The following is a 15,788-nucleotide window of genomic DNA, read 5'->3' as shown; positions in this document are numbered from 1 at the left end:
TCCTCACCCCCCTCCAGTGAGGAGAGAGCGGTTGTCCGGGCCCTCTGTCCGTTGTACGGAGCGGCCTACGGATACACCCCACCCCTGGTCAGGAGGTGGAATGGCCCGTGCTGGGCAATTTACTTAACATTGACCGACACTTGCAGTGTCGGAATTGGAGGCCCCGGTGGACCGCGTGGATGGCGAATCCATCAGCCGCCTGCTCCGTGCCTGGCGCGGCCGGATCGATGCCAGAACCGTGCCCGAGCTGCGGGGGGTCTTCCCACGCCCCGGACGGCGGCTCTCCCAGGCGCATGTCGCCCGGATGACGGGCGTCAGCGAGGGCTGGTACCGCGCGCTGGAGGCCGGCCGGCGCCAGGACTTCTCCGAAAGCTTTCTGCTGAGGGTCGCGTGCGCGCTGCGGCTGAGCGAGGCCGAGACGCTCACGCTCTTCCTCGCCGTCTGCGGTCGCAGGCCCCCCGAGGCGGGCCGGGACCACCGCGACCTGCCGCGCGGCGTCAAGGCCCTGCTGGAACAGCAGGTCTCCTACCCCGCCTACCTCTCCGACGTCGCCTGGAACGTGGTCGCGGCCAACTCCCTCATGGGCGAGTGGTTCCCCTGGGTGCGCCGCCCCCGGCCCAACCTCATGCGCTGGACGCTGCTGCACCCCGAGGCCCGCGAGCAGATGCTCGACTGGGAGGACAGCTGCGCCCGCATCTACCTCGCCATGCTCCGCGTCGCCGCCAACTCCAACCCCGGCAACGAGGAACTGCGCGCCCTCGTCGAGGAGATCCTCGACAGCGACGCCGACTGCCGGCGCATATGGGCCGAGGAGTTCGACGTGGTCGAGCACCGCGACGGCCATGTCTTCCGACTGCGCCTGCCGTACCACGGCATGGCCGAGATACGGGTGACGAGCCATGTCCTGCTGCCCATACAGCGCCCGGACCTGCGGTTCGTCTTCATCACCCCGGTGGACGGCTGGGCGGGCGTGTAGACCCGCCCGCGGCGGCACACGGGCGATCGTCCGGATCGCGGACGAGGGCTCATCAGGCATCTGTCTTGTATCTATGCTGTGCGCATGCCATCCGCGCCCGCCGCCCCCTCCCTCCAGGGCAGACAGCCCGCCGCCGCCGAACGTGTCTACGCACACGTCAAGGACGCTGTACTGCACCGGCGTTACGAGGGCGGCACCCTCCTCACCGAAGGCGACCTCGCCGAGGCCGTCGGGGTCTCCCGCACCCCCGTCCGCGAGGCGCTGCTGCGCCTGGAGGCGGAAGGGCTGCTCAAGCTCTACCCCAAGAAGGGCGCACTCGTCCTCGCCGTCTCCGCACAGGAGATCGCGGACGTCGTGGAGACCCGGCTGCTGGTGGAGAAGTACGCGGCCGGCAAGGCCGTACCCGCCGCACCGGCCCTCCTGGCCCGGCTCGCGGAACTCGTCGACGACATGCGGCGCCAGGCCGCCGCCGGCGACCTCGCCGCGGTCTCCCTCAGCGACCGCGCCTTCCACGCCGAGATCGTGCGCAGCGCCGGCAACCAGATCCTCTCCGGCCTCTACGAACAGCTGCGCGACCGTCAGCTGCGCATGGGCGTGGCCGTGATGCACGCCCACCCCGACCGCATCGCCAAGAACATCGCCGAACACACCGAGATCCTGGAGGCCCTGCGCTCCGGGGACGCCGCGGCGGCGACCGAGGTCGTCGACCGGCACGTCAGTTGGGTACGCAACCTGGCCCGGGGGGACACTCGATGAGCCAACGCTCCACGGCACTGCCCGGCGACCCACCCGGCGGACGCCGGGCGATCGGCGTCTGGGGGACCGGCGTCGCCGTGTACTTCGTCGCCATCATCTTCCGCACCAGCCTCGGCGTCGCCGGCATCGACGCCACCGAGCGCTTCCACATCGGCGCCTCGGCCCTGTCGACCTTCTCCATACTCCAGCTGCTCGTCTACGCGGGCATGCAGATACCCGTCGGCCTGCTGGTCGACCGGCTCGGCACCAAGAAGGTGCTCGCCCTGGGCACCGTCCTGTTCACCACCGGCCAGCTCGGCTTCGCCCTCGCCCACTCCTACGGCACGGCCCTGGCCTGCCGCGCCCTGCTGGGCTGCGGTGACGCGATGACGTTCATCAGCGTGCTGCGCCTGGGCGCCCGCTGGTTCCCCGCCCGCAACGGCCCGATGATCGCGCAGGTCGCGGCCCTGTTCGGGATGGCGGGCAACCTCGTCTCGACCATCGTGCTGGCCCGGCTGCTGCACGACGCCGGCTGGACGCGGACGTTCGCGGGCAGCGCCGCCGCCGGCCTGATCGTCCTCGTGCTGATGCTGGCCTTCCTCAAGGACCACCCCGAAGGCTGCGGACCCGCCGCCGGCCCCCGCCCCGGCAAGGGCTTCGTGCGGCAGCAGATCGCCTCGGCCTGGCACGAACCCGGCACCCGGCTCGGCATGTGGGTGCACTTCACCACCCAGTTCCCCGCGATGGTCTTCCTCCTGCTGTGGGGCATGCCGTTCCTGGTCGAGGCGCAGGGGCTCACCCGCGGCACGGCCGGCTCCCTGCTGACGCTCGTCGTCCTGGTGAACATGGCCGTCGGGCTCGTCTACGGGCAGATCATCGGCCGCCACCACGCGGCCCGGCTGCCGCTGGTCCTCGGCACGCTCGGCGCCACTGCCCTGCTGTGGGCCCTGGCCATCGGCTGGCCCGGGGCGCACGCACCCCTGTGGCTGCTCATCACGCTCTGCGCGGTCCTGGGCGCCTGCGGCCCCGCCTCGATGATCGGCTTCGACTTCGCCCGCCCCGCCAACCCGCCCGAGCGGCAGGGCACCGCCTCCGGCATCGTCAACATGGGCGGCTTCATCGCCTCCATGACCACGCTGCTGGCCGTCGGCCTCCTGCTGGACGCGACGCACGACGACTACACGGTCGCCTTCGCCTCCGTCTTCGTGCTGCAGGCGCTCGGACTGTCGCAGATCCTGCGGCTGCGGGGCCGCACCGAGCGGCGCGAGCGGGAACGGATCGTCGCCTCCCGCGTGGCGACCGTGCACGTACCCGTGCGCCCGGGCGGCGGCGGCCTCAGGGCGTGACCGCGAACTCCCGCAGGACCGCGTCCGCCAGCCCGTGATCGCCCTCGACCTTGATGCGGTCCGCGACCGCCGCCGGCCGCACCCGCCCGCACGCCAGCCGGGCGTACGTCTCCCAGTCCAGCGCGAACGTCACCGTCGGCCCCAGCGAGACGCTGCTGTCCAGCGTCCCCTTGCCCTGAGGCCCCACCCGCACGGTCCGCAGGAACTCCAGCGGACCGTGCACGTCGAAGACCACCGTCGAACCCGGCCGCGCCGCCGCGTCCTTGGCCACGACCTTGGGCAGCGCCGACAGCAGGAAGTCCCGGCTCAGGGCCGCGGCCGGCGAGTCCAGGTTGCCCGGCATCCCCAGCGCCCGGCGCAGGTCCTGCTCGTGCGTCCACACGTCGAAGGCCCTGAGCGTCAGCATCCGTTCGAGGGTGCGCTCCGCGGTGGTGCCCAGCGGCCAGCGCACCGGGGTCTGGGGGGACCGGTGCTCGTTACGCAGCTGCCGCGAGCGCCGGATGATCGTGTAGTCGAGCTCCGAGCTCATCTCCAGCGCGGTGTGACAGCGCCGCACGTCGACCTGCACCTCGATGTAGCGCGAGAACTCGTCGGTGACGTGCCGCAGATCGCGCGGCAGCGTGTGGATCGGCCGTGGCTCGCCCAGCATTTCGCACTCGACCCCGATGATGTGCGAGACCACGTCGCGCACCGACCAGCCCGGGCACTCGGTGGCGCGGTTCCAGTCGCTCTCGGCGAGCAGTCTCACCAACTCGTTGACGGATTCGATGGAGTGGGTCCAGGCGTCGATCGCCGGCTGAAGGCTGGGGTGGACTGTCACGGGCTGATCCCTCGGGCGTTGCTGGCGGCAGGGCGGATGCGTACGTGAGAGCGAGGCAAGTGCTGTCTGGGGCCTATGCCGTTAAGTTACGCTGCGGACGGTCGCCTCGGAGGAGGTTTCGTGGGAGGGATGCGGAGAGTGGTGGTACTGTGCGCGCCTCGTTGATCCAGTTCGGCGTGGACCCGGAGGAGCCGGTCGACGCGCGCCGCGCCCGCGCCGCACGGCTCGTGCGCGAGCAGCGGGGCAGCGACCTCGTGGTCCTCCCGGAGCTCTGGCCGGTCGGCGCCTTCGCCTACGGGTCCTTCGCCGCCGAGGCCGAGCCCCTGGACGGCCCGACCGCCGACGCCATGGCGGCTGCCGCCCGCGACGCGGGCGTCTGGCTGCACGCCGGCTCCATCGTGGAACGGGACCCGAGCGGCCCGATCTACAACACCTCGCTCGTCTTCTCGCCCTCCGGCGACCTCGCCCACACCTACCGCAAGATCCACCGCTTCGGGTTCGACGAGGGCGAGGCCGTCCTGATGGGCGCCGGCACCGAGCCCGTCACCGTGCGCCTGCCGGACACCACCCTGGGCCTGGCGACCTGCTACGACCTGCGCTTCCCCGAACTGTTCCGCGCCCTCGTCGACGCCGGCGCCCAGCTCTTCGTCGTCCCCGCCGGCTGGCCGGCCCGGCGCCGCGAGCACTGGACGCTGCTGGCCCGCGCGCGGGCGGTGGAGAACCAGGCGTACGTCCTGGCCTGCGGCACCGCCGGCACCCACGCCGGAGTGGAACAGGCCGGCCACAGCATCGTCGTCGACCCCTGGGGCGAGGTCCTCGCCGAGGCGGGCCCGGACGAGCAGGTGCTGACCGTGGACCTGGACCTCGCCCGGGTGGCCAAGACCCGCGAGGACTTCCCGGCGCTCAAGGACAGGGTCCTGGGACGTTAACGCCGTATGTCGTTCCCCGGGCGCGGGAATGCGCGCGGGCGCGGGTGTTGTTTGATGGGGGCATGGCCCCACACGCACGCGTCCGCGCCCCCGAACTCATCGGCAAGGGCGGCTGGCTGAACACCGGCGATACCGACCTCACCCTCGCTGACCTGCGAGGACGCATCGTCATCCTGGACTTCTGGACGTTCTGCTGTGTGAACTGCCTGCACGTCCTCGACGAGCTGCGCGAGCTCGAGGAGAAGCACCGCGACACCCTGGTGATCATCGGTGTGCACTCGCCGAAGTTCGTCCACGAGGCCGACCACCAGGCCGTCGTCGACGCCGTCGAGCGCTACGGCGTGCACCACCCCGTCCTCGACGACCCCGACCTCGCGACCTGGAAGCAGTACGCCGTCCGCGCCTGGCCCACGCTCGTCGTCATCGACCCCGAGGGCTACGTCGTCGCCCAGCACGCCGGCGAGGGCCACGCCCACGCCCTGGCGACCCTCGTCGGCGAGCTCGAGGCCGAGCACGAGGCCAAGGGCACCCTGCGGCGCGGCGACGGCCCCTACGTCGCCCCCGAGCCGGTCGCCACCGACCTGCGCTTCCCCGGCAAGGCGCTGCGGCTGCCCTCCGGCAACCTCCTCGTCTCCGACACCACCCGCCACCAGCTGGTCGAGCTCGAAGCGGACGGCGAGAGCGTCGTGCGCCGCATCGGCACCGGCGAGCGCGGCTTCACCGACAGCCCCGCGAGCTTCAGCGAGCCGCAGGGCGTCGCCCTGCTGCCCGACGGCACGGTCGTCGTCGCCGACACCGTCAACCACGCCTTGCGCACGTACGACCCGGCCACAGGCGCCGTCTCGACCGTCGCGGGCACCGGACGGCAGTGGATGCAGGGCTCGCCCACCTCCGGCCCCGCCCGCGACGTCGCGCTCTCCTCGCCCTGGGACGTGGCCTGGTTCGCGGACCGGGTGTGGATCGCCATGGCCGGCGTCCACCAGCTGTGGACGTACGACCCCGCGACCGGAAGCGTCGAGGCCACGGCCGGCACCACCAACGAGGGCCTGGTGGACGGCCCCGCCGCCGAGGCCTGGTTCGCCCAGCCGTCCGGCCTCGCCGCCACCGACGAGCGGCTGTGGCTGGCCGACGCCGAGACCTCCGCGCTGCGCTGGGTCGAGCGCGACGGCGACGGCTTCGCCGTCCGCACGGCCGTGGGCACCGGCCTCTTCGACTTCGGGCACCGCGACGGCGACGCCGGCCAGGCGCTGCTGCAGCACCCGCTCGGCGTCACCGTCCTGCCCGACGGCTCGGTGGCCGTCTGCGACACCTACAACCACGCGCTGCGCCGCTACGACCCGGCCACGGGCGAGGTGACCACGCTCGCGACCGACCTGCGCGAACCCTCGGACGCCGTCCTCGTCGACGACGACATCGTCGTGGTCGAGTCCGCCCGGCACCGGCTGACGCGGCTGCTCCTGCCGGAGGAGGCGGTACGGGTGGAGGCCGTGGCGCACCGCACGCGGCGCGAGGCGACGGACGTCGCCCCCGGGACGCTGCTGCTGGACGTGGTCTTCCAGGCCCCGGCCGGGCAGAAGCTGGACAACCGCTACGGTCCCTCCACGCGGCTGATCGTCAGCTCCACGCCGCCCGGCCTGCTCGCGGAGGGCGCGGGCCAGGGGACGGATCTGCACCGGGAGCTGGTGCTGGCGGACGGGGAGAGCGAGGGCGTGCTGCACGTCTCCGCGATGGCCGCCTCCTGCGACGACGACCCGGCCAACGAGTACCCGGCCTGCCACATGCACCAGCAGGACTGGGGTGTTCCGGTGCGGGTGGTGGCCGGTGGCGCGGACCGGCTGCCGCTGGTGCTGGCGGGCTTCGACGGCTGAGCGGCCGGCCGGCAAGGCCGGTGGCCGCTCAGCCGGTGGCTCAGCGGACGTACCGGTGGTCCTCCTCGACGACGGGGGCCGCCGGTGGCGGGGCCTGGACCCTGCGCCGCTTGAAGATGCTCACGTACGCGCACAGGCCGAGGATTCCGGCCGCCATCAGAATGAGGCCCACGAGGGTGAGGTTCATCCCCTGCATGTGCCAGTCGACCGCGAACGTGAGGATGCCCCCCGCCGCGATCAGAGCGATGCACCATCCCATGCCCATGGGGAAACGCCTCCCGAGGTGATCGGCCGTGCCGGCGGGCCGGAGGGCCCGTCGGCCGGGCATGGAAGCGGGTACCCCGGGCGGGGCCGGCGAATCACATGGCGGGCTTCGCGGCGCCCCCGCCGGGGACCACCCACTCCTGGGCGCCGGCCTCGTCGTACATCCAGTACGTCGTGCGGACCTTGTCGTCGACGTGCAGCTTCCCGCCCGGCAGGGCCGGCCGGGCCGGGGCGCCCGGGAGGGGCTCCATCGTGAGGCGGTCGGGCTTCTGGAAGGTGACCGAGAGCCGGGAGACGTCGCGGCCCTTGCCGCCCGAGCCGTCGCCGGCGGACGTCAGGACCGCGGCGTAGGCGGACTTGCCGGGGCGCAGCCCGATCCTGTCCTGCGTCGCGCTCTCCTGGACGGGGAGGACCGTGGCCTGGTCCTGGTCGAAGCGCAGGTACGGGAAGCCGTCGACGAGACAGAGCTTGTCGGAGGTGTTGGTCGCCACCAGCAGCGCGTGCCCGGCGGGCGACTCGGCCGCCTTGACCTCGACCTTGAGGGCGCCGTCACAGGGGTTCTCGGGCGAGGGGACGGCGGCCTCCGGGGACGCGGACGCCGGTGCGCCGGAGGCGGGCGGGGCCTTGTCGGCCTTCTGGCCCTTGTCCTTGGTGCCGCCCTCACCGCCGCTGTCGCAGGCGGTGAGGGTCAGGGCGGCCACGGCGGCGAGCGCGGCGGCGATCCGCAGGTTACGGCTGGTCATGCTGGTTCCCCCGATGGGACGTTCGATGGTGATGCGTCTCGGGGGGCTGTATATCAGCCTTCCAGGAAGGCGGTCAGGGCCGAGGCCAGCAGGTACGGGTCCTGCGCGCCGCACATCTCGCGCGCGGAGTGCATCGACAGGATCGCGACGCCGATGTCGACCGTGGTGATGCCGTGCCGGGCGGCGGTGATCGGGCCGATGGTGGTGCCGCAGGCCACCGCGTTGTTGGACACGAAGTGCTGCATGGGCACGCCGGCCCGCTCGCACGCGGCGGCGAACACGGCCCGGCCGCCGCCGTCGGTGGCGTAGCGCTGGTTGACGTTGACCTTCAGCAGCGGGCCGCCGTTGGGCATGGGGTGGTGGCCCGGCTCGTGCCGCTCGGAGTAGTTGGGGTGCACGGCGTGGCCGGTGTCGGAGGACAGGCAGACCGTGGCGGCGAAGGCGCGGGCCCGGTCCTCGTACGTACCGCCGCGCGCGAAGACGGACCGCTCCAGGACGTTGCCGAGCAGGGGGCCCTCGGCGCCGGTGTCGGACTGGCTGCCGTTCTCCTCGTGGTCGAAGGCGGCCAGCACCGGGATGGACGTGAGAGCGGCGGGGGAGGCGGCCGCGGCGGCGAGGGCGGCGAGACCGGCGTGCACGGACAGCAGGTTGTCCATGCGCGGCCCGGCCAGCAGCTCGCGGTCCCGCCCGAGGTAGGCGGGCGCCTCGACGCTGTGGACCATCAGGTCCCAGCCGCCGATCTCCTCGGCGTCCAGCCCCGCCTCCTCGGCGACGAAGCGGATCAGGTCGCCCTCGGCCACGTCGCCCAGGCCCCAAATGGGCGTCATGTGCCGCTGCTTGTCGAGCTTGAGGCCGTCCTGGTTGACGCCGCGGTCGAGGTGGATGGCCAGCTGCGGCACGCGCAGCAGGGGCCGGTCGACGTTGACGAGGTGGTGGCTGCCGTCCCGCAGGGTGACCCGCCCGGACAGGCCCAGGTCCCGGTCGAGCCAGGTGTTGAGCAGCGTGCCGCCGTAGAGCTCCACGGCCACCTGCCGCCAGCCGTGCGCCCCGGTGTCCGGCAGCGGCTTGACGCGCAGGTTCGGCGAGTCGGTGTGCGCCCCGATGATGCGGAACGGCATGGCGGCGTCGGCCCCTTCGGGCACGTACCAGGCGATGATGGCGCCGCCGCGCAGCACGTACTTGCCGCCGGCCTGCCCGTCCCAGGCGTCGGTCTCCGAGACCTGGCGGAAACCGGCCTTCTCCAGCCGCTCGGCGGAGTTCGCCACCGCGTGGTACGGCGACGGGCTGGCCGCGAGGAAGGTCATCAGGTCGTCGGTGTGGCCGCGGTCGAAGCGGTGCGCAGAGCTCATGGCCTCAGGATAAGGATCAGGGCAAGAGCCGGGCGGGCCTTTCGGCGCCCGGCTCCTGCCCTTGTTCAACCGTTCGATCGGGGTCCGCTTAGAACGCGGCCTCGTCCAGCTCCATCAGGGAGTTGTCGACGGCCTCGGCGAGCGAGCGCTCGACGGAGACGCGCGGCAGGATGTCGGTCGCGAAGAACTTCGCCGCCGCGATCTTGCCGGTGTAGAACGCCTTGTCCTTGGCGGAGGCGTCTGCGAGCTTGTCGGCGGCCACGGCCGCGCCCTTGAGCAGCAGGTAGGCGACGACGACGTCACCGGAGGCCAGCAGCAGGCGGGTGGTGTTCAGGCCGACCTTGTAGATGTTCTTGACGTCCTCGCCGGTGGCGGTGAGGTCGGTGATCATCTGGCCGACGATCGCCTCGAGGTCCACCGCGGCCTTGGCGAGCGCACCGCGGGCGCCGGCCAGGTCCTCGCCGCCGGCCTCGGAGGCCAGGAACTTCTTGATCTCCTCGGAGAGGGTGTTCAGGGCCTGGCCCTGGTCACGGACGATCTTCCGGAAGAAGAAGTCCTGGCCCTGGATCGCCGTGGTGCCCTCGTAGAGGGTGTCGATCTTCGCGTCGCGGATGTACTGCTCGATCGGGTACTCCTGCAGGTACCCGGAGCCGCCGAAGGTCTGCAGCGACTGGGCGAGCTGCTCGTAGGACTTCTCGGAGCCGTAGCCCTTGACGATCGGCAGGAGCAGGTCGTTGAGGCCGTGCAGCGCCTTGGCGTCCTCGCCCGCGGCCTCCTTGACCACGATCTCGTCCTGGACGGAGGCGGTGTAGAGCACCAGGGCGCGCATGCCCTCCGCGTACGCCTTCTGCGTCATCAGCGAGCGGCGCACGTCGGGGTGGTGGGTGATGGTGACCTTGGGCGCGGTCTTGTCCATGAAGTTGGCCAGGTCCGGGCCCTGCACGCGCTCCTTGGCGTACTCCAGCGCGTTGAGGTAGCCGGTGGAGAGGGTGGCGATCGCCTTCGTGCCGACCATCATGCGGGCGAACTCGATGATCATGAACATCTGGCGGATGCCGTCGTGCTTCTCGCCGATGAGCCAGCCCTTGGCGGGGTGCTTGTCGCCGAAGGTCATCTCGCACGTGTTGGAGGCCTTCAGGCCCATCTTGTGCTCGACGTTGGTGGCGTAGACGCCGTTGCGCTCGCCCAGCTCACCGGTCTCGAAGTCGAACTCGTACTTCGGCACGAGGAAGAGGGACAGGCCCTTGGTGCCCGGGCCGGCGCCCTCGGGGCGGGCGAGGACGTAGTGGAGGATGTTCTCCGCCATGTCGTGCTCACCCGAGGTGATGAAGCGCTTCACGCCCTCGATGTGCCAGGAGCCGTCCTCCTGCTGCACGGCCTTGGTGCGGCCGGCGCCCACGTCCGAGCCGGCGTCCGGCTCGGTCAGGACCATGGTGGAGCCCCACTGCTTCTCCACCGCGATCTTCGCGATGTGCTTCTGCTGCTCGGTGCCCTCCTCGAAGAGGATGCCGGCGAAGGCCGGGCCCGAGGAGTACATCCAGATGGCCGGGTTGGAACCCAGGATGGACTCGGCGTAGGCCCAGATCAGCGAGCGCGGGGCGGTGGTGCCGCCGATCTCCTCCGGGATGCCCAGGCGCCACCACTCGGCGTCCATGTACGCCTGGTAGCTCTTCTTGAAGGTGTCCGGGACCGGCGCGGTGTTGGTCTCGGGGTCGAAGACCGGGGGGTTGCGGTCTGCGTCGGCGTAGGAGTCGGCCAGCTCGTTCTCCGAGAGGCGCGTGATCTCCGACAGGATGTCCTTGGCGGTCTCGACGTCCATCTCCGCGAACGGACCGGAGCCGTACAGCTTGTCGCGGCCGAGAACCTCGAAGAGGTTGAACTCGATATCGCGGAGATTCGACTTGTAGTGGCCCATGACAGACGGCTCCGTAGGTGACGGGAGGGCGATCCTCTGTGCGTACCGGTCAGTAAGCTCCATGATGCTACCGGCCGGTAATAAGACGCAAGACCTGATCGACCAACTGTGACTCGTTACTCTTCAGGGCATGTACGGCTACGACCAGAACGCGGCACAGCAGGGCTACGTCCCCCCGCAGCAGCAGGGCGGCTACGGCGAACAGCCGCTCTACCCCGAGCCGTCGCCCCCGAACCTCGCCGACGCGGTCCGGGCGTTCACCACCGGTCAGATGTCCGCCGAGGACTTCCAGACGATCTTCTCCAACTCCAAGGTCTACTGCCCCCGCGGCGACAATCCCGGCTTCCTGGCCCTGCACAACACCCAGCAGCCGGTGATCCCGATGTTCACGTCGCTGAAGGAGCTGCGCCGGTACGCGGGCAAGGAGTCCAAGTACTTCGTGATCACGGGCGCCGAGGTCATAGACCTCCTGCCGACGGGCTACGGCTTCGTCCTGGACATGGAGGGCGACCACCGCATCGTCTTCGACGCGAAGTCGGTGGAGCAGATGGTCGACTTCGCCATGCGGCGGATGTATGGCTAGACGCCATTGCCCCGCAGACGGCTGAGGCCGCTCTCCCGTCCGCCTCAGCGGGTCGCCCGCCGGTAGAGCCGCTCGATCGCGTCCCCGAGGTACGGGCTGTACGAGGTCTCCTCGTCGCCGCCCTCGTCCTTGCCGCCCAAGACCCCCACGAGCGTGCCCAGGCCGGTGGCCGGGTCCACGTCCGTCAGGAACGGGCTGCCGCTGGTGCCGTTCGGCAGGCCCTGGCAGGCGAAGCGCAGCTGGGTGCGGCTCTCGGCCTCCGTGGCGTTCTGGCAGGCCACGGGCCGTTCGTCGGTGTTCGGGTAGCCCAGCACCCGCGCCGGCGCTCCGGCCGGTGCGCCGAAGCGGATGCGCTGCGCGCCGGTGACCTTCTCGAGCGGGGCGTTCCCGGTCGTCGGCCGCACCCGCAGGAACGCCACGTCGTGGTCCGGGTCCCGGTCCTCGGCCCACTCCGGGTCGATGTCGATCGAGGTCGGCACCCACACCCCGTACGGTGCCCCGCCGTCCTGGTAGCCCGGCACGAACGCCAGGTCCGTGCGGAAGCCGTCCATGTAGACGCAGTGCGCCGCGGTGACGACCAGGTCCTGCCCGGGGCTGTGCACCACGCTCGCGGTGCAGCCGTGGGCCGGCTCGCCCTGGGCGGTGTAGAACAGCGGCCCCACGGCCGCCGAGGGGGCCGCCTCCGCCGCGGCGGGCGGCTGCGACGCGCTCAGCGCCTCGGGGCGGCCGGCGCCGGCCGCGGGGCGTGCGGGGGCGGGCACCCGCTTCACGACCCCCTCCAGTGCCCGGGCCGCCGCGTCGCCCAGCTTCTGCGGCTCCTTGTAGTGCCCGGTCGCGTCGCCTTCCGCCAGCGGGGCGTCCGTGGCCAGGCCCCGGTTGGCCACGAGCAGCCCGGCGACGGCCAGGGCGAGCACGGAGGCGAGGAGGGCGGCGTATTTCAGGCGCATTGATCAAGTGTCCACCCTGCGATCGGAATGCTGCGTTCCGAGTCCGGGGAATGGATCCGGCCTTGTGGGTTGTTCACTCTTCAACTAAATTGCCCGTGGACAGAACGAGGAGGCTGACATGCCCGCAGTGACCGTCGACAACCCGCTGACCCTGCCGCGCGTGGCCGCGCCCGCCGGTGGTGAGCAGCGACCCGTGCTGCACGTCGGCACCGCTCCGGGCGGCTTCGAGGGCGAGGGATTCCCGGTGCGCCGGGCCTTCGCGGGGATCGCCTACTCCCACCTCGACCCGTTCATCATGATGGACCAGATGGGCGAGGTGGAGTACGCGCCGGGCGAGCCCAAGGGCACCCCCTGGCACCCCCACCGCGGCTTCGAGACCGTCACCTATCTGATCGACGGAACCTTCGTCCACCGCGACTCCCACGGGGGCGGCGGCACGATAACCGACGGCGACACCCAGTGGATGACGGCGGGCGCCGGCCTCCTGCACATCGAGGCCCCACCGGAGTCGCTCGTCGTCAGCGGCGGGCTCTTCCACGGCCTCCAGCTGTGGGTCAACCTGCCGAAGAAGGACAAGATGATGCCGCCGCGCTACCAGGACATCGGGGGCGGCAAGGTCACGCTGCTCACCTCGTCCGACGGCGGGGCGCTGCTGCGGCTGATCGCCGGGGAGATCGATGGCCACCAGGGGCCGGGCATCACCCACACGCCCATCACGATGATGCACGTGTCCCTCAACCCCGGCGCCGAGCTCACCCTCCCCTGGCGCCCGGACTTCAACGCCCTGGCCTACGGGCTCGCCGGGCGCGGCACGGCCGGCTCCGAGCAGCGGCCCTTCCGCACCGGGCAGACCGTGGTCTTCGGCGCCGGCGACTCGCTCACGCTCAAGGCGGACGCGACGCAGGAGTCCCGGAGCCCGAACTTCGAGGTCGTGCTGCTGGGCGGGCAGCCGATCCGGGAGCCGATGCGGCACTACGGGCCGTTCGTGATGAACACCCACGCCGAGCTGGCGCAGGCCTTCGAGGACTTCCAGGCGGGCCGGCTGGGCAGGATTCCGGCCGACCCAGCCTGAGCCGGGCGGTGGCGCGCGAACGCCGGACGGGCCCGTACGCGGGCCCGTCCGGCGTTCCTCATGTGATCGCTTCGAGGGCGACGGCCGAGTCCGTCTCGTACAGCTCGAACCAGATGTTCTTGCCCTCGCCGCGCGGGTCGACGCCCCACGCCCCCGCCAGCAGCTCCATCAGGACCAGGCCGCGCCCGGAGGAGGCCATCTCGCCCGGGTGGCGCCGGTGCGGCAGCTCGTCGCTGGCGTCGGCGACGTCGACGCGGACGCGGCGCCCGCCCGGGCGGCCCGATATCTCCGCGCTCAGCACCGCATCGCCGTCCGTGTGGACCAGCACGTTGGTGACCATCTCGGAGACCATCAGCACCGCCGAGTCGGTCTGGTCCTCGTCGGGCCAGTCGTGCATCAGCTCGCGGATCTGCTGGCGGACCTCCGCGATGCGCTCGGGCTCGGCCTGGGCGATGGTCAGGACCGTGCGGCGCGGCGGGCGGGGCACGGGGGCGGGTTCGCCGAGCGCGGCCGGGGCGGGGGCCTCGCGGCGGAGCAGCAGCAGGGCGATGTCGTCCTCGCGGCGGTCGATGAGCGGGCCCGTGGTGTAGTGCGACGGCGGGCCGTGCACGGCCTGGACCAGGGTGTCGGCCAGGGTTTCCAGGCTGCCGTCCTCCCGCTCGAGGGGGTAGCCCTCGATGATCTCGCGGAGCCGGGCCCAGCCGGTCTCCAGGTCGTGGCCGCCGGTCTCGATGAGGCCGTCCGTGCAGACCAGCATCGTCTCGCCCGGCTCCAGGACGACACGGCTGGTGGGGTAGTCGGTGTCGGGGATGATCCCCAGCGGAAGGCCGCCGGCCGTGGGCCGTACGAGCATGGTGCCGTCGCTGAGCCGGATCGCGGGGTCGGGGTGGCCGGCGCGGGCGATGACCAGCAGCCCGCTGGTGGGGCAGACCTCGATGTACAGGCACGTGGCGAAGCGCTGGTCGGCCCCGCCGTCGCCCTCGCCGTTGATGCCGGCCAGGAAGCGGGAGGCCCGGGAGAGGACCGCGTCGGGGTGGTGGCCCTCGGAGGCGTACGCGCGCAGGGCGATCCTCAGCTGGCCCATGAGCCCGGCGGCCCGTACGTCGTGGCCCTGGACGTCGCCGATGACCAGGGCGATCTTCCCGGAGGGCAGCGGGATCATGTCGTACCAGTCGCCGCCGACCTCGAGGCCGCCGCCGGTCGGTACGTAGCGGGCCGCCACGGACATGCCGGGGATGTCGGGCTGGACGGTGGGCATCATCGAGCGCTGGAGCCCGACGGACAGCTCCTTCTCCGACTCCTGGACGCTGGCCCGGCCCAGGGCCTGGGCGAGCATCCGGGCGACGGTGGTGAGCACCGAGCGCTCGTCGGGCGTGAAGGAGACGGGGACGCTGAAGCCGGCCATCCAGGCGCCGATGGTGCGACCCGCGTTGATCAGCGGCAGGAACGCCCAGGACGTGCGGCCGAAGTGGGCGACCTGGCGGTAGGCGTCGGGGAAGCGGCGGCGGTAGTCGTCGGGCTGGGGGAGGTAGATCGCCCGGCCGGTGCGGATGACCTCGGCGGCCGGGTAGGCGGCGTCCAGCGGCTGGTCGAGGAAGGGGTCCGCCTCGCCCGGCGCGTAGCCGTGGTGGCCGATGACCTTCACCCGGCCGGCTTCGCCGACGAAGACGGCCAGTCCCGAGGGCTCGAACCCGGGCATCGACAGCCGGGCCGCCACCCTCAGCACCTCGACCGTGGAGTGCGCCTCGGCCAGCGCCCGCCCCGCGTCCAGCAGGAACGCCTCGCGGTTGCGGTGCCAGTCGGCCACCACGGGCAGCCGGACGGTGGAGGTGCCCTCCAGCGCCTCGGGGACCTCCTCGATCGTGCCGACCATGAGGTGGTCGAAGGCGCCCTGCGTCGACGTGGTGCGCAGGCGTACGGTCCGCAGTGCCTTGCCCGCCTCGTCGACCACGCGCATGCGGAGCTCGCCGAGGGTTCCCTCGGCGGCGGAGAGGGCGAGGACGCCCCGGAATTCCAGCCAGTCGACCGCGTGGAAGCGGGCGCGGACGGCGCCCTCGGTGGGTTCCACGCGCTCGTCGAGGCCCAGGAGCCGTCTGGCCTGGGCGTCGAGGGTGACGGCTCCGGCGGCGTTGTCCCAGGTCCATAGGCCCGTGGCCAGGGCAGCCAGAACGTCCTCGGTGCGCATTGTCCCACTTTATGCAGGTGTGCCGGGTGTGTGCAGCGGAGACCACCGATGCCGGG

14 protein-coding genes are annotated in these 15,788 nt (G+C 71.9%); 7 read left to right on the top strand and 7 right to left on the bottom strand.

From position 1 onward, the window contains the following. Window positions 1-166 precede the first annotated feature (166 nt). From ACIGXW_RS23070 to ACIGXW_RS23060, 3 genes are all read left to right on the top strand, one after another. On the top strand, window positions 167-976 hold the full coding sequence (locus tag ACIGXW_RS23070; protein ID WP_177337998.1) for a helix-turn-helix domain-containing protein: 810 nt from the start codon (window positions 167-169) through the stop codon (window positions 974-976). A gap of 84 nt (window positions 977-1,060) precedes the next feature. After that, window positions 1,061-1,732 carry a GntR family transcriptional regulator gene (locus ACIGXW_RS23065; protein ID WP_071963730.1) on the top strand — a complete coding sequence of 224 codons (672 nt, stop codon included), beginning with the start codon at window positions 1,061-1,063 and terminating at the stop codon, window positions 1,730-1,732. After that, window positions 1,729-3,057, top strand: coding sequence for a nitrate/nitrite transporter (locus ACIGXW_RS23060; protein WP_399574830.1), 1,329 nt, complete (start codon window positions 1,729-1,731; stop codon window positions 3,055-3,057). Before ACIGXW_RS23065 ends, ACIGXW_RS23060 begins: the two co-directional genes overlap by 4 nt. Here the strand turns inward: ACIGXW_RS23060 and ACIGXW_RS23055 are convergent. Beyond that, window positions 3,047-3,877: a maleylpyruvate isomerase family mycothiol-dependent enzyme gene (locus tag ACIGXW_RS23055; protein ID WP_071963715.1), complete on the bottom strand. Its 831-nt coding sequence runs from the start codon at window positions 3,875-3,877 to the stop codon at window positions 3,047-3,049. The two genes, ACIGXW_RS23060 and ACIGXW_RS23055, sit on opposite strands and share 11 nt — an antisense overlap. A gap of 149 nt (window positions 3,878-4,026) precedes the next feature. On the opposite strand from ACIGXW_RS23055, the gene ACIGXW_RS23050 reads away from it, so the two are divergent. Continuing rightward, window positions 4,027-4,806: a carbon-nitrogen family hydrolase gene (locus tag ACIGXW_RS23050; protein ID WP_071963716.1), complete on the top strand. Its 780-nt coding sequence runs from the start codon at window positions 4,027-4,029 to the stop codon at window positions 4,804-4,806. Between the two features lie 62 nt (window positions 4,807-4,868). Continuing rightward, window positions 4,869-6,674, top strand: a complete 1,806-nt coding sequence (locus ACIGXW_RS23045) for a thioredoxin-like domain-containing protein (protein ID WP_399574828.1) — start codon at window positions 4,869-4,871, stop codon at window positions 6,672-6,674. A gap of 40 nt (window positions 6,675-6,714) precedes the next feature. On the opposite strand, the gene ACIGXW_RS23040 is transcribed toward ACIGXW_RS23045, so the two are convergent. The 4 genes from ACIGXW_RS23040 to ACIGXW_RS23025 form a co-directional block, all read right to left on the bottom strand. Then, on the bottom strand, window positions 6,715-6,939 hold the full coding sequence (locus ACIGXW_RS23040; RefSeq protein WP_071963718.1) for a DUF6458 family protein: 225 nt from the start codon (window positions 6,937-6,939) through the stop codon (window positions 6,715-6,717). A 94-nt stretch (window positions 6,940-7,033) separates the two neighbouring features. Beyond that, window positions 7,034-7,681: a DUF4232 domain-containing protein gene (locus ACIGXW_RS23035; RefSeq protein WP_399574827.1), complete on the bottom strand. Its 648-nt coding sequence runs from the start codon at window positions 7,679-7,681 to the stop codon at window positions 7,034-7,036. A gap of 53 nt (window positions 7,682-7,734) precedes the next feature. After that, complete coding sequence (locus ACIGXW_RS23030) at window positions 7,735-9,030, bottom strand: M18 family aminopeptidase (protein WP_399574826.1); 1,296 nt, start codon at window positions 9,028-9,030, stop codon at window positions 7,735-7,737. An 88-nt stretch (window positions 9,031-9,118) separates the two neighbouring features. Beyond that, window positions 9,119-10,945 (bottom strand): acyl-CoA dehydrogenase, encoded by a 1,827-nt coding sequence (locus tag ACIGXW_RS23025; RefSeq protein WP_071963720.1) that lies wholly within the window; start codon window positions 10,943-10,945, stop codon window positions 9,119-9,121. Between the two features lie 130 nt (window positions 10,946-11,075). On the opposite strand from ACIGXW_RS23025, the gene ACIGXW_RS23020 reads away from it, so the two are divergent. Next, entirely contained in the window at window positions 11,076-11,528 is a 453-nt protein-coding gene (locus ACIGXW_RS23020; protein ID WP_071963721.1) for an SseB family protein, read from the top strand. Window positions 11,529-11,572: 44 nt separating this feature from the next. On the opposite strand, the gene ACIGXW_RS23015 is transcribed toward ACIGXW_RS23020, so the two are convergent. Continuing rightward, on the bottom strand, window positions 11,573-12,475 hold the full coding sequence (locus ACIGXW_RS23015) for a trypsin-like serine peptidase (RefSeq protein WP_399574825.1): 903 nt from the start codon (window positions 12,473-12,475) through the stop codon (window positions 11,573-11,575). A gap of 118 nt (window positions 12,476-12,593) precedes the next feature. On the opposite strand from ACIGXW_RS23015, the gene ACIGXW_RS23010 reads away from it, so the two are divergent. Then, window positions 12,594-13,547, top strand: a complete 954-nt coding sequence (locus ACIGXW_RS23010; RefSeq protein WP_399574823.1) for a pirin family protein — start codon at window positions 12,594-12,596, stop codon at window positions 13,545-13,547. A 58-nt stretch (window positions 13,548-13,605) separates the two neighbouring features. On the opposite strand, the gene ACIGXW_RS23005 is transcribed toward ACIGXW_RS23010, so the two are convergent. Beyond that, on the bottom strand, window positions 13,606-15,732 hold the full coding sequence (locus ACIGXW_RS23005; protein WP_399574822.1) for a SpoIIE family protein phosphatase: 2,127 nt from the start codon (window positions 15,730-15,732) through the stop codon (window positions 13,606-13,608). Window positions 15,733-15,788: the final 56 nt, after the last annotated feature.

It is taken from the genome of Streptomyces sp. NPDC053079, assembly GCF_044546695.1.
Classification (GTDB): Bacteria; Actinomycetota; Actinomycetes; order Streptomycetales; family Streptomycetaceae; genus Streptomyces.
This window is presented reverse-complemented; position numbering and strand designations above follow the sequence as displayed.